Genomic DNA, 23229 nt, shown 5'->3' with positions numbered 1-23229 from the left:
GGTGGCTGGGAGGGCGGTGCTTCGACGCGTCGTAGCCTCGGAAGGCACCATGAGCACGAGGAGGAACGGATGCCGCTGAGCGGGGAGTACGAGCCGAGCACGGACCGGCACGCGAGGGAGCAGGCCGAGGCCTACGAGGCGAGCGGCGGCACGGAGCAGGCGACCCTCCGCGGCGTGCCGATCATCGTGCTCACGTCGGTCGGGGCGAAGAGCGGCAAGCTGCGCAAGACCCCCCTCATGCGCGTGGAGCACGAGGGGCGCTACGCCGTCGTGGCGTCGAAGGGCGGGGCGCCGCAGCACCCGTCCTGGTACAACAACCTCGTGCAGCACCCGCACGTGGAGCTGCAGGACGGGGCCCTCAAGCGGGACTACACCGCGCGCATCGTCGAGGGCGACGAGCGTGCCGAGTGGTGGCAGCACGCGGTGTCCGTCTGGCCGGACTACGACGCCTACACGAAGCGGACCGACCGGGAGATCCCGGTGTTCGTCCTGGAGCCGCTCCACGAGGACTGAGCGCATCCGCGGACGCCAAGGAGCCTCGGCTCATTCGTGACGGATGCGGCCGCGGACGACGAGACCGCATCCGGCTGCTGACCTGGTGTCAGGGGACCCGGCCCTCGTCGGTGTCCGCCGCGCCCTGCCGGGTGCCCGTGGTCTCCTCCTCCTGGAGGGTCTCGGCGTCCGCGTCGTCCTGCTCGTCGACGGGCGCGACGCCCATCCGGCCGTTGCGCAGCGCGCCGGAGTCGACGTCACCCTCGGCGGTGCCGTCCGACTCGCCCTCGAGTCCCTGGGCGAGACCGTTCGTCTGATCGAAAGTGCCGGCGATCACGTCGTCGCCGGGGCCCGTGTTGCTCATGGCGTGACGGTACGCCGGGCGGCTCGGGGTGGGCCCGGACCGTCGGGATCCTCTCAGCGGCCGCCGCGTCAGGGCTGGCTGCGCGCGATGGAGCAGGTCTGCTGCGCCGCCGTCTGGCCTCGGAGTCCGTCGATGACGGCCGTCGAGGTCTTCGTGGGCGTCGGCGTCGGGGACGAGGACGCCTTCGTCGTGCTCGCGGTCGCCGCATGCGCCTTCGCCGTCGGTGCCAGCTCGGTGCTGAGCCCCAGCGACGACTTGTCGAGCTCGACCGGCACGTCCGCGCGGATGCGGCGCATCAGCACGTCCGCGAGCTCCGTGTTCGGCACGACCTTGTTCGGGTTCTGCGGGTCTGCGCCGGTCGGGTACTGCACGAACACGAGGTGCTGCAGGTTCATGTTCTTCAGCGCGAGGGCCATCGTGACGATGGTGTCCTCGCTGGCGAGCGACTGGGAGAGCCGCACGTTCTGCGCAGCGGCCTGCGCCAGCCCGTAGAGCTTGACGGGGTTCGTGAACGTGTCGCGGCTCATCATCGTGCGCAGCAGTGACGACATGTAGGCCTGCTGCGAGCCGATGCGGGACAGGTCGCTGCCGTCCCCGACGCCGTGACGGCTCCGGAGGTAGGCGAGCGCCGTGCGGCCGGAGATGACGGAGCGGCCGGCCGGCAGCTTCAGACCCGCATCGGTGTCGTTGATCGGCTTCGTGACGCAGATCGGCACGCCACCCACGGCGTCGGCCATCTTCACCGTGCCCTCGAACGAGAACAGCGCGGCGTAGGGCACCTTGATGCCCGTGAGGCTCTCCACCGTCGAGACGACGCAGCCGAGGCCGCCGCGCGCGAACGCGGTGTTCAGCGGCTGGGCCGCCATGGCCGAGAAGGTCTCGTGGGTGGTCGGGTCCTCGCACTCGGGGTGGGCGATCACGAGGTCGCGGGGCAGGCTCATGATGACGCCGCTGCGGTGGTCCGCGGCGATGTGCACGAGGATGTTGACGTCGTTCAGCGTCGCGTCGCGGGCACCGCCGAACGACTTCTGGCCAGGGGCGTTGTCGGCGCCGACGAGCAGCACGTTGAAGCTGCCGTTCATCGCCGCGATCGTCGGCACGGAGCCGCCGTTGCTGATGTCGACGGCGTTGGCGGCGACGGTGCGGCCGAGCGACCAGATCCCGATCGCCGCGACCGACGCGGAGCTCGCGACGACCACCGCGGTCGTGATCGCGAGCACCTTCAGCGCGGCGCCCCAGACGGAGCGCCCGTGGTGCACGGCGTGCCTCGGCACGGCGCGGTCATGGTCGGACATCTCGTGAGCCCCCAACGGAGATGGCCACCTGATCGAGTCAGGGCGGCCGGAATCTCGGCAGCGTACGAGCCGAGGCGACCGATGCCCGGAAGGCGCACCGGATCAGGTCAGTGCCGCATCCGATCGAACGCGTCCAGCGCCGCCTGCCGGGACGCCTTGAGATCGACGATCGGCGACGGATAGGCCCGTCCTCCTTCGTCCAGCAGCGTGTGGTCGGACGTCCACGGCTCGTGCAGCGCCTTGCCCTGCCGCCCGCGCAGCTCGGGCACCCACCGACGGATGTACTCACCGTCGGGATCGAACTTCGTCGCCTGCGTCACCGGGTTGAAGACCCGGAAGAAGGGGGCCGCGTCGGCGCCGGAGCCGGCCACCCACTGCCACTGCGCGGCGTTGTTCGCAGGATCCGCATCGACGAGCGTGTCCCAGAACCACCGCTCCCCGATGCGCCAGTCGATCCGCAGGTTCTTGATGAGGAACGACGCGGTGACCATCCGCACCCGGTTGTGCATCCAGCCCGTGTGCCAGAGCTGCCGCATGCCGGCGTCGACGAGCGGGTATCCGGTGCGGCCGCGCTGCCACGCGCGGATGAGGCGCGGATCCGGATCCGCCCACGGGAACCGGTCGAAGGTGCGGTGCACGTTCTCCGTATCGAGGTGCTCGCGCCCGGCGAGGAGGTCGTAGTCGAACTCGCGCCAGCCGAGCTCGGTGAGGAACTTCTCCTTCACCGCGGGCGACGCATCCGCCTCCCGCACCCGGTGCCAGAGCTGGTACGGGCTCACCTCCCCGAACTTCAGGGAGGGGGAGAGGCGCGACGACGCCTCGGCGGCGGGGAGGTCGCGCTCGTCGGCGTAGCGCTCGAGCCGGTGGTGCAGGAAGTCGTCGAGCCGCTGGTGCGCGCCCTTCTCCCCGGGGACCCAGGTCTCGGCGAGGCCGGCCGTCCAGTCGAAGTCGGTCGGCAGCAGGCCGAGCGACTCGATCGTCTGGGTGGCCACCGGATGGGAGAGGCCGGACAGCTCGGCCGGTGCTGGATACGGGGAGCGCGGCTCGCCCTGCCGGGTGAGGGCGCGGAAGAAGGGGGTGAAGACGCCGAAGCGCTCGCCCTCGCCGGTGAGCACGTCGCCGGGCTCGTGCAGCAGCGAGCCCGTGTAGTCGTGCACCTCCGCGCCCTGCTGCCGGACCGCCGCCGCGACGGCCTCGTCCTGGGCGCGCTCGCCGACGGCGTACCGGCGGTTGAACGCGAGGTGGCCGGCCTTCGCGTCGCGGAGGACCGCCGGCACGACCTCGACCGGATCGCCGCGACGGATCGTGAGGACCGCCCCCCGCTTCTCGAGCGAGGCCGCGAGGGCGGTGAGGCTGTGGTGCAGCCACCAGCGGCTCGCGGCGCCGAGCCGGCGAGCGGCGCGGCCGGAGTCGTCGAACACGTACAGGAGCACCAGCGGCCCCCCGGCAGCACGCGCCGCGTGCAGCGCCGGGTGGTCGGAGACCCGCAGATCGTCGCGGAACCAGACGACCGTGGCGTCGGCGGGGGAGGCCATCCGAGCAATCTAGGGGTGTGCCTCGGCGGCTTCGCCGGGCTCCCAGGGAAGGAGGGCGGCCCGCCTCGGACGGCGGCCGGCGCATGCCCCCGAAAGCCGGGGATCATGGTGGGTCGCCGGGGGACAATCAGGTCACGAACGACCCCGTTTCGGGGGACAATCCGATCCCGTCCTGGCGTGTCTTCGTATGCTCCCCTCAGGCGCCGCGCCCACGGCGCACTCGACGGACCCCCCGGATGCCACCCGAGTTCGCGTCATGGACCACCAGTGACGAGATCGGCATCCGGAGCCCGCCGGGAGACAGGGGGAGCCGCACCCACGGCGAATCGCACCTCGTGCACCCACTGCTGACGATGCCCCGATGACGCCCACCCGCCATCGGGGCATCGTCGTTCCACGCCTGCATGCGTGCCCACCTCGTCAGCGCGTCGGCGGACACCGCTCCACGAGGCCGGTCGAGGCATCCGGGCGACGCTCCTCGACCCGACGGGGAGGGGCGACGTCACGGCTCGCGGACTCTCGGCGGCACAGGTAAGGGCCGGTCGCAGAGGCGGCGACCGGCCCTCTTCCCTTGCACCAAGAGTGTCCTGCAATCACACGCACCGACCGCCACAGCAAACGTTCGATGCCCTGCGAAGGTATAACGGTTCGATAACGGCGCGCTAGCCCTCACGGCGTGTCGAACGCCACTATTTCGCTGTGAGATCGGGGGTCAGAACCGGTCGGGCGAGGGACCGGTCCCGTAGCGGATCACGACGTCCGCGTGGCGGTCGAACCGGTAGCCGCTGCCGCGGATGGTGCGCACGATCCCGCCGTAGTCGCCCAGCTTCGCGCGGAGGCGACGGATGTGGACGTCGATGGTCCGCTCGTTGGGGATGTCGCTGTCGCCCTCGCCCCACAGGGTGCCGATGATCTCGGCGCGGGCCACCGTGCGGCCCTCGCGGAGCACGAGATGCTGCAGCAGCTCGAACTCCCGATAGGTGAGCGGAGCGGTGTCGCCGTCGATCGTGAGGCGCTTGCGGGAGAGGTCGAGCACGATGCCGGTGCGGCGTCGGCCGGCGGCCGGTTCCGAGCGCGGCCTCGCGGCCCGCTCGGTGAGGGCGCGGCGCACGATGTCGAGGTCACGGCCACCGGCACCGGCCGGGGCGAAGGCCACGGCGGCGTAGGTCTCGGCGGCGGGCACGAGCTCGGCGGTCACCCGCCGCAGCTGCTCGACCAGGGTCGAGAGGTCGATGCCGGCGGCGCGGGCGGTGGCCTCGTCGACGCCGACGAAGAGGGCGAACCCGCGGGCCTCGGCGGTGCGGGTCTCTGGCGCAGGCGTCTCGGCGGGGAGGTCCGGCACCAACCGGAGACCGGGTCGCTCATGGGCGGTGGGGGCGGCAGGAAGAGCAGGAGCGATCGACACGGGAGAAGTCCTTCGAGATGTGCAGCGCGGGATGCGCGCGAGCGGAACCGATGCCCACGAGGGGCGGAGCGTCGCGATGGGCGACGGGGCCCGGATTCAGATACCGGGCGGCAAGGGAACGGTTCAGCGACACATTCGACGGCCGGAGAGGCCGCACATCATCGCCTGCGGAGCCTGACGTGCCTCGGGGGCGGTCATGCGGGCGGCAACGATGGACATGCCCGGCATCCTGACCGATGACTGGGAGCGATGTCAAGCAGAGGGGCGGCGCGTCCGCGAAGGTGACACGCACAAATCCGCTGCGCGAACGACGGAGTTCGGGCGTCGAAAGTCCCTGCATCCGCAGAAACGTGCCCGCGACGCACGATTTCTCCGCCGATTGGGCAGCGCGGAGGCTGGGGTGAGGGCAGCGCTGGTCAGCTCGGGACGGTGCCGTAGAGCCGGTCGCCCGCGTCGCCGAGGCCGGGGACGATGTAGCCGAGCTCGTTGAGGTGGTCGTCCAGCGCACCGAGCACGATGGTGAGGTCGCGGCCCTTCGTGGCCTTCTCGATCATCGCGAGCCCCTCCGGCGCCCCGAGCAGGCAGACGGCCGTCACGTCGACGGCGCCGCGGTCGAAGAGGTAGTCGATGGCGGCGAGCAGGCTGCCACCGGTGGCGAGCATCGGGTCGAGCACGAAGCACTGCCGGTTCTCGAGGTCACTCGGCAGCCGTTCCGCGTAGATGGTCGGCTCGAGGGTCTCCTCGTTGCGCACCATGCCGAGGAAGCCCACCTCCGCGCTCGGGATGAGCTTCACCATCCCCTCGAGCATCCCGAGGCCCGCCCGCAGGATCGGCACGATGAGCGGACGCGGGCTGCTGATCGCGAGGCCCGTGGTCGGGGCGACGGGCGTCTCGATCCGCACCTCCTCGACCCGCACCTGGCGGGTGGCCTCGTAGGCGAGGAGCGTGACGAGCTCCTCGGCGAGGGCCCGGAACGTCGGCGACGGGGTGGTGCGGTCGCGGAGCACGGTGAGCTTGTGCGTGATCAACGGATGGTCGGCCACATGCACGCGCATGCTGTCAGGCTACTGAAGCGACCGAGTGACGGAGGGGATGGGCATGCGGCGGGAGGACACGGCGCTGATGGCGCTCGCCCTCGCGGAGGCGCGGCGGGCGGTCGCGACCGGCGACGTGCCCGTCGGGGCCGTGGTCGTCGACCGCGACGGCGTGGTTCTGGGGACCGGTCGGAACGAGCGCGAGGCGACGGGCGATCCGCTCGCCCACGCCGAGGTCGTCGCCCTTCGCGCTGCGGCGGAGACCCGCGGTGCGTGGCGGCTCGACGACTGCACCCTCGTGGTGACGCTCGAGCCCTGCGTGATGTGCGCCGGCGCCGTGCTGGCGGCGCGGATCCCGCGGCTGGTGTTCGGCGCCTGGGACGACAAGGCCGGCGCCGTCGGATCCGTGCTGGACGTCATCCGCGACCGCCGGGTGCCCCACGAGGTCGAGGTGGTCGCGGGCGTCGCAGCGGACGAGTGCGCGGCGCTGCTCACCGGGTTCTTCGCCGAGCGGCGCTGATCACTCCATCCCGCGGATGACGATCGTCTCCGTCGGGGTCGCCTCGTCGTGGGCGACGTCGGGCTCGACGAACACCGCCGCGCCCTTCGGCGCGATCCGTGCCGCGGCGAGCTGCACGTGGGCGATGACGTTCACCACGTCCGGGAGCTCGAGCAGCGGTGGCAGGCCCACCCGGATCACGACGAGCACGCGTCCGGTGCGTTCCTCGCGCCCGATGCGGACGGTGGACACGTTGCGCACGTTCCGGACCCGGCCGACGGCCTGCCCGATCGCGGCCGCCGGATCGACGTCGATGTTCGACATGAGGGACCTCCCCGCCCCGCCAGTGTACGAGGTCGGCTCTGGCGCGGTCCCTGGCCCTACGATTCCGCGGGTGACCGATGCCGCCGCTGTCGCCCTGCCCTCGCCCGTCGCGATCCTGGGGGGCGGATCGATGGGCGGCGCGATCCTGAGCGGCCTGCTGGCGGCCGGTGTGCCGGACCTCCGCGTGACCACCCGCACGCCCACCCGCGCACCCCAGCCGGCCGAGGGGCTCGCGGTGCTGATCGCGGAGCAGGACGTCGGTGCGAACCGCACGGCGGTGGCGGGCGCCCGGGTCGTCGTCGTCGCGGTGAAGCCCGCCGGCGTGCCCGCTCTGCTCGCCGAGATCGCGGATGCGCTCGAGCCCGGCACCCTGGTCGTGAGCGTCGCCGTCGGCGTGCGGATCGCCTCGATGGTCGCCGCGCTGCCGGACTCGGTGGTCGTGTTCCGGGCGATGCCGAACACGCCGTCCGCCGTCGGTGCCGGCGTCACCGGGGTCGCGGCGCCCCCGGAAGGGCGCCCCGAGGACGTGGAGACGGTCGCCGCGGTGTTCCGCACCGTCGGCACCGTCGTGCAGGTGGCCGAGGACCGCATCGACGCACTGTCATCCGTCTCCGGCTCCGGGCCCGCCTACGTGTACCTCTTCCTGGAGCGCTTCATCGACGCGGCGATGCGGCTCGGCTTCGACGCGGACGAGGCGAGAGCGCTCGTCGTCGGCACCGCCGACGGCGCCCTGCGGCTGCTCGCCGACAGCGGCGAGGACCCCGCCGAGCTGCGGCGCAGGGTGACGAGCCCCAAGGGCACGACCGAGCGCGCCGTCGCGGTCTTCGAGCAGCGCGACCTCGGGGGGATCTTCGACGAGGCGCTCGCCGCTGCGATCGCCCGAGCGCAGGAGATCGCGGCGGGCTGAGGTCCGTCCCCTGTTCGAGGGGCACCGTCCGTGGCGCTCGGACCCGGGCGCCGATACGGTGGCCCAATGGCGGACCTGTTCGACGTCATCGCGGACCCGACACGACGCGAGCTGCTTCGTGCGCTCCTCGAGCAGACGGAGGCCGCTGACGGTACCGGCGAGGCCAGCGTGGGGGAGCTCGTCAGCCGCCTCTCGCTGAGCCAGCCGACCGTCTCCAAGCACCTGAAGACGCTGCGGGAGTTCTCGATCGTCTCGGTGCGGGAGCAGGGGCAGCACCGCTACTACCGGCTCGAGCCGGCGCAGCTGGAGCCGATCGCCGAATGGCTCGGCGCCTTCGTCAAGCCCGTCGTCGCCGCAGCCGAGCCGGTCGCGGCCGAGACGATGGCGGTGGCCGCGGCGACGCCGACGCATCCGCTCTCCCCGCGGCTGCGGGCGACCGCGGTCCGGCTCGGGGCTGCGACCGCCGGGGTCGCCGGCCGGTTCCGCCGCACCCGGTAGTCCCTCGCTTCGCGAGGGACGGCCCTCGAACTCAGGTGACGCGCCGGTGAACGCGGCCCTCCGGCGTGTCCCGGAGGCTGGACTCGTTGTCACATCTGCCCCTACAGTGAACGGTGATACCACTCGAGGCCGCGGTATCAAGGGGGCTTCCCGCGTCAGCAACGGGGGTCGGGGTGGAAGGGGTCGCCGTGTCCGGACTCAGTGATGCGCGATTCCTCACCGTCGCGGAGGTCGCCGACATGATGCGCGTCTCGCGCATGACGGTCTACCGGCTCGTGCACTCGGGGGACCTGCCGGCCATCCGATTCGGGCGCTCGTTCCGCGTGCCGGAGTCCGCCGTGCAGATGGCCATGAGCAACCACGTGGTCGAGCCGACCATCTCCCGGTCCGCCTGACGGGATCCTCGGATCCGCCCGGTCGCGCCGCGGGCTAGACTGTCGGGGCGATTCCGCGGTCCGTACCGGTGGCGCGGACGCCACCGGAACGTGAAGGAGTTCGTATGGGTTCGGTCATCAAGAAGCGCCGCAAGCGAATGGCCAAGAAGAAGCACCGCAAGCTGCTGCGCAAGACGCGTCACCAGCGTCGCAACAAGAAGTGACGTCACGCGGCGCATCGCGTCGCTGACCTCAGGTCGGGGCTCGCCCGTTCGGGCGGCTTCACGACCTCGCGCGCGGGCCTCCACCTCAGGGTGCGGCCCGCGCTCGCGTCCCCGCACCGCTTCGTGGGTTGCCACTTTTCGCCCTCGAGCGGCCAGTCCGAGGGCCAGAAGTGGCAACTCAGCGTGGGAACGCAGCGGGTTCGCCGGAACCGGCTCGGCTACGCCTCCTGGCGCCGGCCTGCCGCGCGCACTCGGCGGCGCTCGGCCCGGATGCTGCGCACGTCGAGCCGCAGCGTGCGCCAGCCCGCCTGGGCGGCCCGGGCGGCGAGCTCCCGGTCGGGGTTGATCGCGACCGCGGTGCCCATGGCCGTCAGCAGGGGCAGGTCGTTGATCGAGTCGCTGTACGCGTAGCAGTCGGCGGGGTCGTAGCCGCGCTCGGCGAGCAGCTTCCGGGCGGCGGCGGCCTTCTCGGGCCCGTGCATGGTCGGGCCGGAGAAGCGGCCGGTGAAGACGCCGTCCTCGATCTCGAGCCCGGTGCCGATGCCACCGGTCGCCCCGAGGCTCGCGGCGAGCTCCTGCGCCAGGAAGTCGGGCGTCGCGGAGATCAGCCACACCTCGTGCCCGGCCGCGAGGTGGGCGCGAAGCAGCTCCTGGCTCTCCGGCCACATCCGCAGCCGCATCCGCTGCACCACCGACGCCGCGAGCCGGTGCAGCCGCTCGGCGGAGACGCCCCCGAGCAGGCGCATGCCGCGGTCGCGCACCTCGTCGAGCACGCCGAGGTGCTCGCCGCGGTGCCGGAACTTCACGGCCTCCCACCCGAAGCGGACGAGGTCGCGCAGCGAGACGATGCCGAGCGTGCGGGCGGCCCGCGCGAGGAACAGCAGGCTCGCCCCGTTGACGAGCGTCTTGTCGATGTCGAAGAAGGCCGCCACGGGCAGCGCGGGCGGGGCGGGCGGCTCCTCGGACATCCGGGGAAGTGTATGGCCGCGATCCTCCGAGCCGCCCCGGCTACGCTGCCTGCGTGCCCGCGACGACCCTCACGCTGATCGCCAAGCCGGGATGCCACCTCTGCGACGAGGCCCGCGCGGTCGTCGACCGGGTGCTCGGCGAGCTCGACCGTGACGGGGTCGGCGTGCAGCTGATCGAGCGCAACATCCTCGAGGAGCCGGCGCTCGCGGCGCAGTACGCCGACGACATCCCCGTCGTGCTCGTCGACGAGCGGATGCACGACCGGTGGCGGATCGATGCCGACCGGCTGCGGAGCGACCTGCTGGCTTAGCCCGTCGGTTCGAGGGGCGGGGCGGTCAGCGCGGGCTCCGGCGCCCGCCATCCCTTGATCGCGGCCCACACCACGCTCGTGATCGGCACGGCGAGCAGCGCGCCGACGATGCCGGCCAGCACCGTCCCGGCCGTCAGCACGAGCAGGATCATGAGCGGATGGAGCGAGACCGTGCGCCCCATCACGACCGGCTGCAGCACGTTGCCCTCGAACTGGTTCACGGCGATCACGATCGCGATGACGATGACCGCCTGGACCGGGCCGCCGGTGACGAACGACACGAGCGCAGCGACGGCGCCGGCCAGGATCGACCCGATGACGGGGATGTAGGCGGTGGCGAACATGAGCACGGCGAGCGGGATCGCGAGCGGCACGCGGAGGATGACCAGGCCGAGGCCGATGAAGACCGCGTCGAACAGGGCCACCAGCGTCGTCCCCCGGACGTAGCCGCCGAGGACCGTGACCGCACGGTCGCCGATGCGGTCGCCCCGCGCTCGCGCCTCGCCGTGGAACGGCTGCAGGAGGAAGCGCCAGATGAGTGCGCCGTCCTTCAGGAAGAAGAACAGCACGAAGAGCATGAGCACGAGCCCGGTCACGAGCGACGTCACCGTGCTCAGCCCGGCGAGTGCGGTGGACGCGAACGATCCGTTCGTGAAGAAGGCCACGGCGTTCCGCCGCGCGTTCTCGAACTGGGCCTGATCGATCGGCAGGCCGCTCGAGGCCAGCGAGCGCACGAGGCGGTCGACCCCGGTGCTCGCTGCGGCGACGAGTGAGGCCCATTGCGCGATGACGGCGATGACGATGCCGGCGGTGACGCCGGCCAGCAGGACGAGGCCGAGGACGAGGGTCGAGAGCGCCGCCAGGGCCCGTGGCCAGCCGTGCACCTCGAGCCACCGCGTGAGCGGGCTGAGCGCCGAGGCGAGGATCAGCGAGATCACGAGCGGGATCACGACCGTGTTGAGCCGTGCCGCCAGGACGATCAGGGCCGCTGCCGCCGCGGCCACGATCAGCGCCTGGAGGCAGCGCATGGCGAGGGTCCCGAACCCGTCGGTCCAGGTCGCGGCGAGTCGCCGCGCCGTCCGCGGCCGCTCGAGCGGCGGGAGGTCGGGGTCCGCCGGCACCCCGAGGTGGAGGCCGTGCTGGCGCCCGGACGGAACGGCCGTGACGGCCGGCGCGGGGTCGGGGAGCACGCGGTCCGTGACCGGCAGCTCAGGGGGTGCGGCGGTCGTTTCGCTCACGCGGGCAGCCTGATCCACCCCGTGGCCACGGTCCAGCGGTGCGGGGTGATCTCATCCCCTACGGGGGAACACCCGCGAGGTCACTCCCGCCAGGCCTTCACGGCGGTCCAGATCACGCTCGCCGTGGGCACCGCCAGCACGGCGCCGATGATCCCCGCGAGCACGGAGCCGGCCGTGATCGCGAGCAGGATCGCGAGCGGATGCAGCGAGAGCGCCTTGCCCATGATCAGCGGCTGCAGCACGTTGCCCTCGATCTGGTTCACGGCGATCACGATCGCGATGACGATCAGGGCCTGGACCGGGCCGCCGGTGACCAGCGCGACGAGGGCCGCGAGGATCCCGGAGACGGTGGCGCCCACCACGGGGATGAACGCGGTCACGAACACGAAGACGGTCAGCGGCAGGGCGAGTGGGATCTGCAGGATGAACAGGCCCGCGCCGATGAAGACCGCGTCGATGAGGGCGACGAGCGCCGTGCCCCGCACGTAGGCGCCGAGCACCCCGACGGACTCGTCGCCGATGCGCTGCGCCCGCTCGCGCCGGTCGCCGTGCAGCGGCTGCACGAGGAAGCGCCAGATGGTGCGGCCGTCCTTCAGCAGGAAGAACAGCACGAAGACCACCAGGACGAGGCCGGTGAGGATCGAGGTCGCCGTCGACAGCCCCGCGAGGGCACCGGATGCGAACGTCCCGCTCGTGAGGAACGACGCCACCGACTGCCGTGCATCCGTGACCTGCTTCTGATCGATCGGGAACCCGCTGCTCGAGACCAGCTTCTGCAGGCTGCCGACCCCGTCGGAGGCGGAGCTCACGAGCCTGCCCCACTGATTGATGACGGCGAGCGTCACCCCGGCCAGCACCCCGCCGAGCAGCACGATCGCGAGCAGCAGCGTGATCAGCGCCGCGAGCGCGGCCGGCACGTGCCGCTTCTCCAGCCATCGCACCATCGGGCTGAAGGCCGACGCGAGGATGACCGCGATGACCACCGGGATCACCACGAGCGAGAGCTGGCGGCCGACGGAGATCGCGACCCCGCCGAGCGCGGCGACGAGCAGGATCTGGAGGCAGCGGATGCTGAACCGGCCGAAGCCGTCCGCCCATGCCTCGACGACGCGGGAGGAGCCGGGGACGCCGGACGCGTCCCCGTGGTCCCGCGGCGTGCTCAAGGCAGCAGGCGGTTCGGACCGCGGAACAGGAACGTCGTCTCGCGGATGCTCTGCCGCTCGAGCAGCAGCATCAGCACGCGGGCCAGGCCCATCCCGAACCCGCCGTGCGGCGGGATGCCGTACCGGAAGAAGTCGAGGTAGGTCGTCAGCTCCTTCGGGTCGAGCCCCTTGTCCTCCGCCTGCGCGGTGAGCACGTCGACGCGGTGCTCCCGCTGCGCGCCCGTGGCGATCTCGGTGCCCCGGTAGATGAGGTCGTAGCTCCTCGTGAGCGACGGGTCCTCCGCGGAACGCATGTGGTAGAAGGGTCGGATGCTGGTGGCGTAGTCGGTGAGGAACACGAAGTCGTGCCCGAGCTCCTCGCGCACGTACGCCGCGATCCGCCGCTCGCCCTCGGGGTCCATGTCCTCGTCGGCGCGGGGCACGGTGTAGCCCCGCTCGGCGACGATCCGCTTCGCCTCGGCCAGCGGGATGCGCGGGAACGGGCGGGTCGGCACCGTCACCTCGATGCCGAGGAGGCGCTCGATCTCCTCGCCGTGCTTCGCCTCGACGGCCTCGAAGCCGGCGACGATGAGCTCCTCGTGGATCGCCATCACGTCCTCGTGGCTGTCGATCCAGCTGACCTCCATGTCCACGCTCGTGAACTCGGTGGCGTGCCGCGCGGTGAAGGACGGGTCCGCGCGGAACGCGTCGGCGATCTCGAAGACGCCGCCGAAGCCGGCCGCCTGCGCCATCTGCTTGAAGTGCTGCGGGCTCTGCGCGAGGTAGGCGACGGTGTCGAAGTACTTCAGCTGGAACAGCTCCGCGCGCGACTCCGACGGCGACGCCATCAGCTTCGGCGTGTGCACCTCGAGGAAGTCGTGCTCCACCCACCAGGTGCGCAGCGCGTGCTCGAAGGTGGTCTGCACGCGGAAGACGAGCTGCTGCGCGGGCTGCCGCAGGTCGAGGAAGCGCCAGTCGAGGCGCTTGTCGACGCTCGAGTCGGGGGCGATCGGCATCTCGGGCTCGGCCGCCGCGACGACGTCGAGGGTCTCGATGCGCACCTCGATGCCGCCGAGCTTCACGCGCTCGTCGTGCTTCAGCTCGCCGGCCACGCGCACGAAGCTGCCGACCGTCATCCCGGAGATCGCGCTCGCGATCTCGTCGTCCTCCGCGGGTCGCGGCCGGACGAGCTGCACGGCGCCGCTCTCGTCGCGCAGCACGAGGAACTGCACCTTCTTCTGGTCGCGGACGGTCTCGATCCAGCCACCGACGGACACGGGACCGTCGTCGAGGGCCGCGAGATCGGCGATGCGGATGCGGGAGGTCACGGGCCGGAAGCCTACCGAGCGAGGCTCAACAGCATCCGGGCGCACCCTTCCATCGCGCCGTTCCGGAGAAAATCGTGCGACACCCCGCGACCGGAGCGCCGGGGACGGCGTGTCGCGCAGGAACTCCGGAACGGCGCGATCCGACGGTCGGTGCAGCCCTCTTATATGCCGTTCGTACACTGTGCGGGTGGTCGCTCGAGCGCTCCACCTCGTCCGTCACGGCGAGGTGCACAACCCGGCGGGCGTCATCTACGGACGGCTCCCGGAGTTCCGCCTGTCCGATCGCGGCGAGCGGATGGCCGCGCGCACGGCCGAATCGCTCGCGGATCTGCCGATCACCCGCATCGTCGCGTCGCCGCTGCTGCGCACCCAGCAGTCCGCGCAGCCGATCGCCGAGATCTTCGGGCTGCCCGTCGAATCCGACGAGCGCGTGATCGAGTCCGGCAACGCGCTCGAGGGCCGCGTCTCCGCCGGGACCGCCCTCTTCCGCGATCCGCGCGACTGGCGGCTCTTCGTCAACCCGCTGCGGCCCTCCTGGGGGGAGCCGTACACGGAGATCGTCGAGCGGATGCGCCGGGCGATCTTCGACGTGTTCGCGAGCACCGACGACGGCGACGTCGTGATCGTCACCCATCAGCTGCCGATCTGGATGGTGCATCGCAGCATGGCCGGCGAGCCGCTGCCGCACGATCCGCGGCACCGTCGCTGCGCGCTCTCCAGCGTGACCAGCGTCGCGCGCCGCGACGGGCGCCTGGCAGAGATCGCCTACACCGACCCGGCCGCCGGCGTGGCCGCCGTGGACCAGGGCGCCTCGTGAGGCGGTCGCTTCCGGCGGCCGCGGCGCTCGCGGTCGCGCTGCTGCTCACGGGCTGCACCCAGCAGGGGTTCAGCTCGCCGGGCGACGGCGGCACGACGGTCGGTGGCACGGGCGTCGAGGAGTGGCAGCATCCGACGACCGACCCGATCGCGTTCTCCGGTCCCACCGTCGACGGCAGCACCTTCGACTCGAAGGACTACCGGGGGCAGGTGCTCGTCGTGAACTTCTGGTACGCGGGCTGCGGCCCCTGCCAGTCGGAGTCGCCCACACTCACGTCGCTCGCGGCGAAGTACAAGGGCAAGGGCGTCCAGTTCGTCGGCGTCGACGTCCGGGACGAGGCCGGCGAGGCGAAGCCGTTCGAGCAGAAGTACGGCGTGCCCTATCCGAGCATCCTCGACCAGGCGAACCACGGCGCCGTCGAGCTCGCCTTCGCCGGCAGCATCCAGCCGAACGCCACGCCCACCACGCTCGTGCTCGACAAGCAGGGCCGGGTGACGGCGCGGATGCTCGGCCAGGCGGACCCGTCGATCCTCGCCACGCTGATCGACTCGGCGAAGAGCGGCCGCGACGCATGAGCGCCCTCGTGGGCCAGGGTGCGCTGCTGCTCGGGGTGCCGGTCGCGCTCGCCGCGGGCGCCCTCTCCTTCGCGTCGCCCTGCGTGCTCCCGCTCGTGCCCGGCTACCTCGGCTACGTCGGCGGCATGGACCGCCCCACCGGGACGAACCGCCCGAGCGGCCGCCTCGCCCTCGGCGCGGCGCTGTTCGTGCTCGGCTTCTCGATCGTCTTCGTGCTCGCCGGCACGGTGATCGGCTCCGCGGGCTTCTTCCTCGTGCAGTGGCGGGACGTGCTCACCCGCATCTCGGGCGTCGTCGTGCTGCTGCTCGGCATCGTCTTCATCGGCGGCCTCGGCCCCCTGCAGCGCACCGTCAAGCCCTCCTGGCAGCCGCGGACCGGCCTGCTCGGGGCGCCGCTGCTCGGCGCCGTCTTCGCGATCGGCTGGACGCCCTGCCTCGGCCCGACCCTGACGGCGATCTACTCGCTCGCGCTGCAGGGCGGATCCGCGGGCCTCGGCGCGCTGCTCGCCTTCGTCTACTCGATCGGCCTCGGGCTCCCGTTCGTCGCCATCGCCGTCGGGCTCGGCTGGGCGACGCGCAGCGTGGCATTCCTGAAGCGGCATATCCGCGTGGTGAACCTGGCCGGTGGTGGCCTGCTCATCGTGATCGGCGTGCTGATGGTGTCGGGCCTCTGGCTCGGCGCGCTGAGCGGGCTGCAGGCCTGGTGGGGTGGGTATGAGCAGGCCCTCTGACGCGTTCGACCGCGGGTTCGAGGATCCGTCCGGCCCCGAGAGCCCCCGGCTCGGTCCCCTCGAGTGGCTGCGCTGGGCATGGCGGCAGCTCACGAGCATGCGCACGGCGCTGCTGCTGCTGCTCGCGCTCGCCATCGCCGCGGTCCCGGGCTCGCTGATCCCGCAGAACTCCGCGGATCCGAACGGCGTGGTCGCCTGGAAGCAGAGCAACCCCGGTCTCGTCGACGTCGCGAACTCGCTGCAGCTCTTCGACGTCTACACCTCCGCGTGGTTCTCGGCGATCTACCTGCTGCTGTTCCTCTCGCTCGTCGGCTGCGTGGTCCCGCGCCTCACCCACCACGTGAAGGCGATGCGGGCCGCGCCGCCGCGCACGCCGTCCCGCCTCGGCCGCCTGCCCGCCTACCGGACGGCGGAGATGAGGGGCGACGCGGAGCACGCGCTGCTCGTCGGGGAGCGGCTGCTGCGCCGGCACCGCTACCGCGTGCAGCGGTACGGCTCCAGCATCTCCGCCGAGCGCGGCTACCTGCGGGAGACCGGCAACCTCGTGTTCCACGCGGGCCTCGTCGGCGTCCTCGTGTCGGTCTTCGTCGGCGGCGGGTTCACCTACACGGGGCAGCGTGTGCTCCCGGTGGGCCAGACCTTCGTCAACGAGCAGCAGGCCTACGACTCCATCTCGACCGGCCGCTTCTTCGGCGATTCGTCGCTGCAGCCCTACGCGATCACGCTCGACTCGCTCAGCGTGAAGTACGAGCAGCACAACCTCGCGGCGCTCGGCGAGCCCATCGACTACACCGCCAAGGTCACCACGCAGGTGCGAGGTCAGCAGCCGCAGCACCGGATCATCAAGGTGAACGACCCCCTGACGATCGGCGGGAGCCAGGTCTACCTGCTCGGCAACGGGTACGCGGCGAGGATCAGCGTCCGCGACACGAAGGGCAAGCTCATCTACGGCGGGACCGTGCCCTTCCGGCCGCAGTCGAACACCATGACGTCGCTCGGGGTCGTCAAGGTGGGCAGCGCGACCCCGAAGCAGATCGGGCTGATCGGGTTCCTCTACCCGACGGCGCAGAAGCTGACGACGGGGGCGCTCACCTCCATCTACCCCGACCTCGAGAACCCGGTCGTCACCTTCAACGTGTGGACGGGCGATCTCGGCAGCGGCGCGCAGAACGTCTACACGCTCGACACCACGCACATGACGCAGGTCGCCGGGCCGACCACCAAGGTCAAGGGGATCGAGCTCACGCCCGCGACGCCGACGGCGACGCTGCCGAACGGCCTGGGCACCGTGCACCTCGACGGGATCACGCGCTTCGCGGCCCTCGACATCCATCACGACCCGTCGCAGGGCTGGGTGGGCGGCTTCGTGGTGTTCACGGTCGCCGGGCTGATCACGTCGCTGCTCGTGCCGCGGCGCCGGATGTGGCTGAAGGTCACCGACGAGGACGACGAGCTGCGCCTCGAGTACGCGGGCCTCGCCCGCGGCGACGACCCGGCGCTCGAGCGGGCCGTGACCGAGTTCGCGGAGGAGCACCGCGGTGCCCTCGAAGCGGATCCGGGGCCGCTCGCGCGCACGCCGGTCGGGGTCTGATGCTCGGCGCAGGCGCTCGGCGGACGCGGCTTAGGCTGCTGGCGTGACCACTCCGCTCGACCAGCTGTCGGTCCTCCTGCTGCTGTCCGCGATGGGCCTCTACGCGGTCGCCTTCATCGCCTTCGCGTTCGACCTCGCCCGGCGCTCGAGCGAGGCGTCGGCGATGGCCGACGAGGCCGCGCTGCGGTCCGCGGCGACGCCGTCCGCATCCGCGTCCGGTGGGAGCGGTGTCGCGACCCTCGTCGCCGCGCCGCCGAGCACCGGTGCGCCGGTGCGTCCGATGCGTCGCACCGCCGCTCGCGTAGGCCTCGCGGTGCTCACGATCGGCTGGGTGCTGCACCTCGGCGCGGACGTGCTCCGCGGCATCGCGGCCGCCCGCGTGCCGTGGGCGAACATGTACGAGTTCTCGATGACGGGCACCCTGATCATCGTCGGGATCTACCTGCTCGTGCTGACGCGGGTCGACCTGCGCTTCCTCGGCTCGGTCATCACCGGCCTCGTGCTCGTGCTGCTCGGCATCGCGACGATCGGCTTCCGCGTCGCCGTCTCGCCGCTGCCGCCGGCCCTGCAGTCGTACTGGCTCGTCATCCACGTGTTCGTGGCGATCCTCGGCACCGCGTTCTTCACGATCGCCGGATCGCTGTCGGCCGTGCAGCTCGTGCAGGCGCGGCGCGAGCGCGTGCTCGCCGGAGGGGGCCGGGCGGACCGCGTGCGGCTGCTGTCGACGTTCCCGAACTCGAACCGGCTCGAGAACCTCGCCTACCGCATCTCGATCGTCGGCTTCATCCTCTGGACCTTCACCCTCATCGCAGGCGCGATCTGGGCGGACCACGCCTGGGGCCGCTACTGGGGCTGGGACACCAAGGAGGTGTGGACGTTCATCATCTGGGTGATCTACGCCGGCTACCTCCACGCCCGGGCGACGCGCGGCTGGCGAGGCAACGGCTCCGGCTGGCTCAACCTCATCGGCTACGCCGCCGTGCTGTTCAACTTCGGCGTGGTGAACGTCTTCTTCCACGGCCTGCACGCCTACAGCGGCCTCTCCTCCTAAGGGGGCCACCACTCCTCGGGAGTTGCCACTTTCTGCGACCTTGAAGCGCTCAAGGTCGCAGAAAGTGGCAACCGTCGGAGGGGGAGGGGACCCTCAGGCGGGGAGGAGCGCGTGGCAGCGGCGGATGCGGTCCGCCCACCACGCGGCACGCTCGCGGTCCGCGGCCCAGCGCGCCAGCAGCGCCGGTGACGGCGTCACCCGCCGCACGTCGATCGCGCCGTCGACCGGCGTGAGCGGCTCGTCGGTCACGTCCGCGGCGAGCAGGGCCGCGGTGCCGAGCCCGCAGTCATAGGGCAGCTCGGGCAGCGCCGCCGCGAGGTGCGCGCCCATCGCCAGGCCGATCGACGTGTCGATCGCGCTCGACGCCACCGCGGGAAGGCCCGCCTCCGCGACGAGCGCCGCCGCCCTCCGTACCCCGCCGAGCGGCGCCGCCTTCACCACCAGCACGTCGGCCGCCCCGGCCCGGGCGACCGCGAGCGGATCCTCGGCCTTCCGCACCGACTCGTCCGCCGCGATCGGGATCGCCAGGTCCTGGATGCGCTCCCGCAGCTCCGCGAGCTCGTCGAGCCGCAAGCACGGCTGCTCCGCGTACTCGAGGTCGAACGGCGACAGGGCGCGCAGCGCATGCTCCGCCTCGTCCACGTTCCAGGCGGCGTTCGCGTCGATGCGGATGCGGCCCTCCGGCCCCAGCACCCGGCGGACCGCCCGCACGCGGGCCACGTCAGCGGCGAGCAGGCCGCCCCGCTCCGCGACCTTCACCTTGGCCGTGCGGCAGCCGGGGAACCGGGCGAGCACCACGGCGACGCCGTCGGCCTCGACTGCCGGCACGGTCGCGTTCACCGGGATCCGGTCCCGGAGCGGCGTCGGCACCGCGGACCAGCCGAAGTCGATCGCCGCCGCGAGCCACGCCGATGCCTCCGCGTCGCCGTACTCCGGGAAGGGCGCGAACTCGGTCCAGCCGGCGGGGCCCTCGACGAGGGCGGCCTCGCGCACGATGATGCCGCGGAACCGTGTGACCATCGGCAGGGCGACGACGCGGAGCCCGGCGAGCAGGTCGTCGACGGCCGGGAGCATCCGCCCATCCTCGCGCCTCTACGCTGCAGACATGGCCGTGTCCGAGCTCTTCGACCCCGCCGTCTGGCGCGACACCGGCCGCGGCTACACGGACATCACCGATCACCGCAGCCTCGACGGCCGCATCGCCCGCATCGCGTTCGATCGGCCCGAGGTGCGCAACGCGTTCCGCCCGCACACGGTCGACGAGCTCGCCCGCGCCCTCGAGGACGCCCGCACGGACACGAAGGTCGGCGTCGTGCTGCTCACCGGCAACGGCCCCAGCCCGAAGGACTGCGGCTGGGCGTTCTGCTCCGGCGGCGACCAGCGCATCCGCGGCCGCGACGGGTACCAGTACGAGGACGGCGGGCAGGGCATCGGCCGGCTGCACATCCTCGAGGTGCAGCGGCTCATCCGCTTCATGCCGAAGGTCGTGATCGCGCTCGTGCCCGGCTGGGCGGCAGGCGGCGGCCACTCGCTGCACATCGTCTGCGACCTCACGATCGCCTCGGCGGAGCACGGGCGGTTCAAGCAGACGGATGCGGACGTCGGGTCCTTCGACGGCGGGTACGGGAGCGCCTACTTCGCCCGGCAGGTCGGCCAGAAGTTCGCCCGCGAAGTGTTCTTCCTCGCGCAGGAGTACGACGCCGAGCGGGCGCTCGCGGCAGGCGCGATCAACGCGGCCGTGCCGCACGCGGAGCTCGAAGCCACCGGCATCGCGTGGGCGCGGACGATCCTCGGCAAGTCGCCGACCGCCATCCGGATGCTCAAGTACGCGTTCAACGCCGTCGACGACGGGATGGTCGGTCAGCAGCTGTTCGCGGGCGAGGCGACCCGGCTCGCGTACGCGAGCGACGAGGCCGCCGAGGGGCGCGACGCCTTCCTCGAGAAGCGGCCGCCGGACTTCGGCGGCTTCCCGTACGCGTTCTGATGCGCCCGCTGCTCGCCGTCTCCGCCGGGGACCCCGCCGACCTCACCGTGGCGCTCCGAGCCGCGCTCGACGGATCCGGGCCCGCCATCCTCCCGCTCGCCCCGGGCACCCCCCATCCGGACGACCTGCCCGACGAGGTGCCGGTGGCGACCGCCGTGGTCGTCGCGACGTCCGGCAGCAGCGGCGCCCCGAAGCGCGTGGTGCTGCCGACCGCCGCGCTGCTCACCTCGGCCGCCGCTACCGAGAGCGCGCTCGGCGGCCCGGGCGAGTGGGTGCTCGCGCTGCCCGGGCACTACATCGCGGGCGTGCAGGTGATCGTGCGTGCGCTCGCCGCCGGCAGCGAGCCGATCGCCGTGCCGTCGGGGCCCTTCCGGGCGGACGCGTTCGCATCGGCGATCCGCGCGCTGCCCGCCGACCGGCGTCGGTACAGCGCGCTCGTGCCGACCCAGCTGCATCGCGTGCTCGAGGCGATGGCCGACCGTGAGGTGGCGGGCGCGGTCCGCAGCCTCGACGCGCTGCTGATCGGCGGCGGCCGGCTCGCGGATGCCGAGGCGGAGCGAGCCGCGGAGGCCGGCATCCGGATCGTGCGGACGTACGGGGCGTCGGAGACGTCGGGCGGCTGCGTGTACGACGGCGTCCCGCTCGCCGGGGTGGAGGTGCGCGTCGTGGACGGCGAGGTGCAGCTCGCCGGGCCGGTGCTCGCCGACGGGTACCTCGGTGACCCGGAGCGCACGGCGCGGATGTTCGTGTCCGAGCCCGGTCATCGCTGGTACCGCACCGGTGACGCGGGGGAGTGGGACGGGCAGCGGCTCACCGTGACGGGACGGCTCGACGACGTGATCGTCTCCGGCGGCGAGAAGGTGTCGCTCGCGGTCGTCGAGGCGGTCGTGCAGACGCTGCCCGGCATGACGGATGCGGTGGTCGTCCGCGCGCCCGACCCCGAGTGGGGGGAGGTGCCCGTGGTCGTCACGACCGCCGGCGGCACCGACCTTCCCACGCTGCGGGCCGTCGTCGGGGAGCGGCTCGGCCGGGCGGCGGCGCCGCGGCGGATCGTCGTGGTGGATCCGCTGCCGCTGCTCAGCAACGGCAAGCCCGACCGGGTGCGCCTGACGGCCCTCGCGGCGGAGTAGCCGGCCCGTTCGCGTCGCGATTCCAGCCGCATCTCGGCGCCGGATGCGGCTCGAATCGCGACGCGAGCGGGGACCGTGCTGCGGGCGGGGCGACGCAGGCGTCTTCGGACGAGTCCCTAGGATGTGACGCCGTGGCGAGGAATGCGACGGCGAGGCGACCCCCGGTGCGGCGCAGCCCCGCGAAGGCGGCGGCCAGAGCGGCTGCGGCGCAGCACCTGCCCCAGGCGAGCTGGATCTCCGCCGCCCGGCCCCGCACCCTGCCCCTGGCGATCGCGCCCATCGCGCTCGGCACCGGCGCCGCCGTCGCCGGCGGCGGCAGCAAGCACCTGTGGCTCGCCCTGCTCTGCCTCGCGGTGTCGCTGCTGCTGCAGATCGGTGTGAACTTCGCAAACGACTACTCCGACGGCGTCCGCGGCACCGACCGCTACCGGGTGGGGCCGCCGCGACTGACCGCATCCGGCCGGGTGGCGCCGCGCGCGGTGCTCACGGTCGCGCTCACGTGCTTCGGGCTCGCGGCGGCGGCCGGCATCGTCATCGTCGTCGTCACCCAGGTGTGGTGGCTGCTCGCCGTGGGCGCCGCGGCGATCCTCGCCGCCTGGTTCTACACGGGCGGCAAGCGGCCCTACGGCTACGCGGGCTTCGGCGAGATCGCCGTGTTCCTCTTCTTCGGGGTCGCCGCGACGGCCGGCACCACGTTCGTGCTCATCGGCTTCGTGACCGCCGAGTCCTGGTTCTGCTCCGTCGCGATCGGCTGCATCGCCTGCGCGGTCCTCGTCGTCAACAACCTCCGCGACATCGACCAGGACGCCGCCGCCGGCAAGCGCACCCTCAGCGTGCGGATCGGCGCGCGCGGCAGCCGCATCCTCTTCGGGATCCTGATGCTGGTGCCGTACCTGGTGGTCGGCTACCTGACGCTCTTCTACCCCGCGGCGTCGCTCGTGTTCCTCACGGTGCTGCTCGCCGGGCCCGCCGTGCTGATCACCGCGACCGCGAAGACGTCCAGGGAGCTGGTGCTCGCGCTGAGCCTCACCGGGATCTCGGCGCTGGTCTACGGCTTGGGTCTCGCCGCGGCGCTCGCGCTGCCGCTCTGATCCGCCGCCCCGTCGATCGCGGCGTCCTCGGCGAGCTCGTCCTCGCCGGTGTCCGGGCCCCGGACGGGGTCGGGCCGTGACCGCAGCGCGGCCAGCTCGCCGGAGAACGCGCGGCGCTGCCCGGACAGGAAGATCACCGAGATGCAGAAGCCGACGATCGCGGCGATCACGGCGGCGAGCACGAGGCTCGCGCCGAGCCAGACGGCCACGACGAGCGGCACCGCGAACGCGAGGATCCGCAGCACCGTGAACACGATCCACGCGGGCGCGCCCCGCCGCCGGCCCTCCCGTTCGCTCACGCGTCCAGGATAGGCACCGCCC

27 protein-coding genes are annotated in these 23229 nt (G+C 72.4%); 15 read left to right on the top strand and 12 right to left on the bottom strand.

The window, feature by feature from the left end:
* The first annotated feature begins 69 nt into the window (after window positions 1-69).
* Window positions 70-513 carry a nitroreductase family deazaflavin-dependent oxidoreductase gene (locus VIG76_RS07620; RefSeq protein WP_331952748.1) on the top strand — a complete coding sequence of 148 codons (444 nt, stop codon included), beginning with the start codon at window positions 70-72 and terminating at the stop codon, window positions 511-513.
* Between the two features lie 88 nt (window positions 514-601).
* On the opposite strand, the gene VIG76_RS07615 is transcribed toward VIG76_RS07620, so the two are convergent.
* The 5 genes from VIG76_RS07615 to upp all read right to left on the bottom strand — a co-directional run bounded on the left by VIG76_RS07615 (window position 602) and on the right by upp (window position 6146).
* Entirely contained in the window at window positions 602-856 is a 255-nt protein-coding gene (locus tag VIG76_RS07615) for a hypothetical protein (protein WP_331952746.1), read from the bottom strand.
* Window positions 857-924: 68 nt separating this feature from the next.
* Window positions 925-2151, bottom strand: a complete 1227-nt coding sequence (locus VIG76_RS07610) for an LCP family protein (protein WP_331952744.1) — start codon at window positions 2149-2151, stop codon at window positions 925-927.
* A gap of 107 nt (window positions 2152-2258) precedes the next feature.
* On the bottom strand, window positions 2259-3686 hold the full coding sequence (locus VIG76_RS07605) for a cryptochrome/photolyase family protein (protein ID WP_331952742.1): 1428 nt from the start codon (window positions 3684-3686) through the stop codon (window positions 2259-2261).
* Window positions 3687-4398: 712 nt separating this feature from the next.
* The gene (locus tag VIG76_RS07600) at window positions 4399-5124 is read right to left on the bottom strand and encodes a winged helix-turn-helix domain-containing protein (RefSeq protein ID WP_414640619.1); all 726 of its coding nucleotides are present in this window, start codon (window positions 5122-5124) and stop codon (window positions 4399-4401) included.
* Window positions 5125-5507: 383 nt separating this feature from the next.
* A complete protein-coding gene (upp, locus tag VIG76_RS07595; protein ID WP_331952738.1) occupies window positions 5508-6146 on the bottom strand; it encodes a uracil phosphoribosyltransferase in 639 nt (212 codons plus the stop codon).
* Window positions 6147-6189: 43 nt separating this feature from the next.
* Here upp and tadA point away from each other — a divergent pair, with 43 nt between their 5' ends.
* Complete coding sequence (gene tadA, locus VIG76_RS07590) at window positions 6190-6645, top strand: tRNA adenosine(34) deaminase TadA (protein ID WP_331952736.1); 456 nt, start codon at window positions 6190-6192, stop codon at window positions 6643-6645.
* On the opposite strand, the gene VIG76_RS07585 is transcribed toward tadA, so the two are convergent.
* Window positions 6646-6948 carry a hypothetical protein gene (locus tag VIG76_RS07585; RefSeq protein WP_331952734.1) on the bottom strand — a complete coding sequence of 101 codons (303 nt, stop codon included), beginning with the start codon at window positions 6946-6948 and terminating at the stop codon, window positions 6646-6648.
* Window positions 6949-7018: 70 nt separating this feature from the next.
* Here VIG76_RS07585 and proC point away from each other — a divergent pair, with 70 nt between their 5' ends.
* From proC to VIG76_RS07565, 4 genes are all read left to right on the top strand, one after another.
* Complete coding sequence (gene proC, locus VIG76_RS07580) at window positions 7019-7855, top strand: pyrroline-5-carboxylate reductase (RefSeq protein WP_331952732.1); 837 nt, start codon at window positions 7019-7021, stop codon at window positions 7853-7855.
* Window positions 7856-7921: 66 nt separating this feature from the next.
* Window positions 7922-8353 carry an ArsR/SmtB family transcription factor gene (locus VIG76_RS07575; protein ID WP_331952729.1) on the top strand — a complete coding sequence of 144 codons (432 nt, stop codon included), beginning with the start codon at window positions 7922-7924 and terminating at the stop codon, window positions 8351-8353.
* Window positions 8354-8541: 188 nt separating this feature from the next.
* Window positions 8542-8748 carry a helix-turn-helix domain-containing protein gene (locus VIG76_RS07570; protein WP_297343920.1) on the top strand — a complete coding sequence of 69 codons (207 nt, stop codon included), beginning with the start codon at window positions 8542-8544 and terminating at the stop codon, window positions 8746-8748.
* 104 nt (window positions 8749-8852) lie between these two features.
* Complete coding sequence (locus tag VIG76_RS07565) at window positions 8853-8951, top strand: 30S ribosomal protein bS22 (RefSeq protein ID WP_003792170.1); 99 nt, start codon at window positions 8853-8855, stop codon at window positions 8949-8951.
* Between the two features lie 218 nt (window positions 8952-9169).
* Here VIG76_RS07565 and VIG76_RS07560 read toward each other — a convergent pair whose 3' ends face one another.
* A complete protein-coding gene (locus VIG76_RS07560) occupies window positions 9170-9919 on the bottom strand; it encodes an HAD family hydrolase (protein WP_331952724.1) in 750 nt (249 codons plus the stop codon).
* A gap of 53 nt (window positions 9920-9972) precedes the next feature.
* Here VIG76_RS07560 and VIG76_RS07555 point away from each other — a divergent pair, with 53 nt between their 5' ends.
* The gene (locus tag VIG76_RS07555) at window positions 9973-10230 is read left to right on the top strand and encodes a glutaredoxin family protein (protein ID WP_331952722.1); all 258 of its coding nucleotides are present in this window, start codon (window positions 9973-9975) and stop codon (window positions 10228-10230) included.
* On the opposite strand, the gene VIG76_RS07550 is transcribed toward VIG76_RS07555, so the two are convergent.
* The 3 genes from VIG76_RS07550 to aspS all read right to left on the bottom strand — a co-directional run bounded on the left by VIG76_RS07550 (window position 10227) and on the right by aspS (window position 13938).
* A complete protein-coding gene (locus VIG76_RS07550; RefSeq protein ID WP_331952720.1) occupies window positions 10227-11468 on the bottom strand; it encodes an AI-2E family transporter in 1242 nt (413 codons plus the stop codon). The genes VIG76_RS07555 and VIG76_RS07550 overlap by 4 nt on opposite strands.
* Before the next feature lie 80 nt (window positions 11469-11548).
* The gene (locus VIG76_RS07545; protein ID WP_331952718.1) at window positions 11549-12631 is read right to left on the bottom strand and encodes an AI-2E family transporter; all 1083 of its coding nucleotides are present in this window, start codon (window positions 12629-12631) and stop codon (window positions 11549-11551) included.
* Window positions 12628-13938 carry an aspartate--tRNA(Asn) ligase gene (aspS, locus tag VIG76_RS07540; protein WP_331952716.1) on the bottom strand — a complete coding sequence of 437 codons (1311 nt, stop codon included), beginning with the start codon at window positions 13936-13938 and terminating at the stop codon, window positions 12628-12630. The genes VIG76_RS07545 and aspS overlap by 4 nt, the downstream gene beginning before the upstream one ends.
* 187 nt (window positions 13939-14125) lie before the next feature.
* Between aspS and VIG76_RS07535 the strand changes: the two genes are divergently transcribed.
* The 5 genes from VIG76_RS07535 to ccsB all read left to right on the top strand — a co-directional run bounded on the left by VIG76_RS07535 (window position 14126) and on the right by ccsB (window position 18703).
* Window positions 14126-14755 (top strand): histidine phosphatase family protein, encoded by a 630-nt coding sequence (locus VIG76_RS07535; protein WP_331952714.1) that lies wholly within the window; start codon window positions 14126-14128, stop codon window positions 14753-14755.
* Complete coding sequence (locus VIG76_RS07530; protein ID WP_331952712.1) at window positions 14752-15330, top strand: TlpA family protein disulfide reductase; 579 nt, start codon at window positions 14752-14754, stop codon at window positions 15328-15330. The genes VIG76_RS07535 and VIG76_RS07530 overlap by 4 nt, the downstream gene beginning before the upstream one ends.
* Window positions 15327-16061: a cytochrome c biogenesis CcdA family protein gene (locus tag VIG76_RS07525; protein ID WP_331952710.1), complete on the top strand. Its 735-nt coding sequence runs from the start codon at window positions 15327-15329 to the stop codon at window positions 16059-16061. The genes VIG76_RS07530 and VIG76_RS07525 overlap by 4 nt, the downstream gene beginning before the upstream one ends.
* Window positions 16045-17652, top strand: a complete 1608-nt coding sequence (gene resB, locus VIG76_RS07520) for a cytochrome c biogenesis protein ResB (protein WP_331952708.1) — start codon at window positions 16045-16047, stop codon at window positions 17650-17652. The genes VIG76_RS07525 and resB overlap by 17 nt, the downstream gene beginning before the upstream one ends.
* Window positions 17653-17743: 91 nt before the next feature.
* Complete coding sequence (ccsB, locus tag VIG76_RS07515; RefSeq protein ID WP_331952762.1) at window positions 17744-18703, top strand: c-type cytochrome biogenesis protein CcsB; 960 nt, start codon at window positions 17744-17746, stop codon at window positions 18701-18703.
* Window positions 18704-18796: 93 nt separating this feature from the next.
* On the opposite strand, the gene VIG76_RS07510 is transcribed toward ccsB, so the two are convergent.
* Window positions 18797-19777: an o-succinylbenzoate synthase gene (locus tag VIG76_RS07510; RefSeq protein WP_331952706.1), complete on the bottom strand. Its 981-nt coding sequence runs from the start codon at window positions 19775-19777 to the stop codon at window positions 18797-18799.
* Between the two features lie 31 nt (window positions 19778-19808).
* Here VIG76_RS07510 and VIG76_RS07505 point away from each other — a divergent pair, with 31 nt between their 5' ends.
* The 3 genes from VIG76_RS07505 to VIG76_RS07495 all read left to right on the top strand — a co-directional run bounded on the left by VIG76_RS07505 (window position 19809) and on the right by VIG76_RS07495 (window position 22908).
* The gene (locus VIG76_RS07505; protein WP_331952704.1) at window positions 19809-20687 is read left to right on the top strand and encodes a 1,4-dihydroxy-2-naphthoyl-CoA synthase; all 879 of its coding nucleotides are present in this window, start codon (window positions 19809-19811) and stop codon (window positions 20685-20687) included.
* Complete coding sequence (locus VIG76_RS07500) at window positions 20687-21817, top strand: AMP-binding protein (RefSeq protein WP_331952702.1); 1131 nt, start codon at window positions 20687-20689, stop codon at window positions 21815-21817. Before VIG76_RS07505 ends, VIG76_RS07500 begins: the two co-directional genes overlap by 1 nt.
* 131 nt (window positions 21818-21948) lie before the next feature.
* The gene (locus VIG76_RS07495; protein WP_331952700.1) at window positions 21949-22908 is read left to right on the top strand and encodes a 1,4-dihydroxy-2-naphthoate polyprenyltransferase; all 960 of its coding nucleotides are present in this window, start codon (window positions 21949-21951) and stop codon (window positions 22906-22908) included.
* Here the strand turns inward: VIG76_RS07495 and VIG76_RS07490 are convergent.
* Window positions 22866-23207 (bottom strand): DUF4229 domain-containing protein, encoded by a 342-nt coding sequence (locus tag VIG76_RS07490; protein WP_331952698.1) that lies wholly within the window; start codon window positions 23205-23207, stop codon window positions 22866-22868. The genes VIG76_RS07495 and VIG76_RS07490 overlap by 43 nt on opposite strands.
* Window positions 23208-23229 lie beyond the last annotated feature (22 nt).

Source organism: Amnibacterium sp., assembly GCF_036559085.1.
Classification (GTDB): Bacteria; Actinomycetota; Actinomycetes; order Actinomycetales; family Microbacteriaceae; genus Amnibacterium.
The sequence above is the reverse complement of the archived record's forward strand: the minus strand, read 5'-3'. Positions and strand labels throughout refer to the sequence as shown.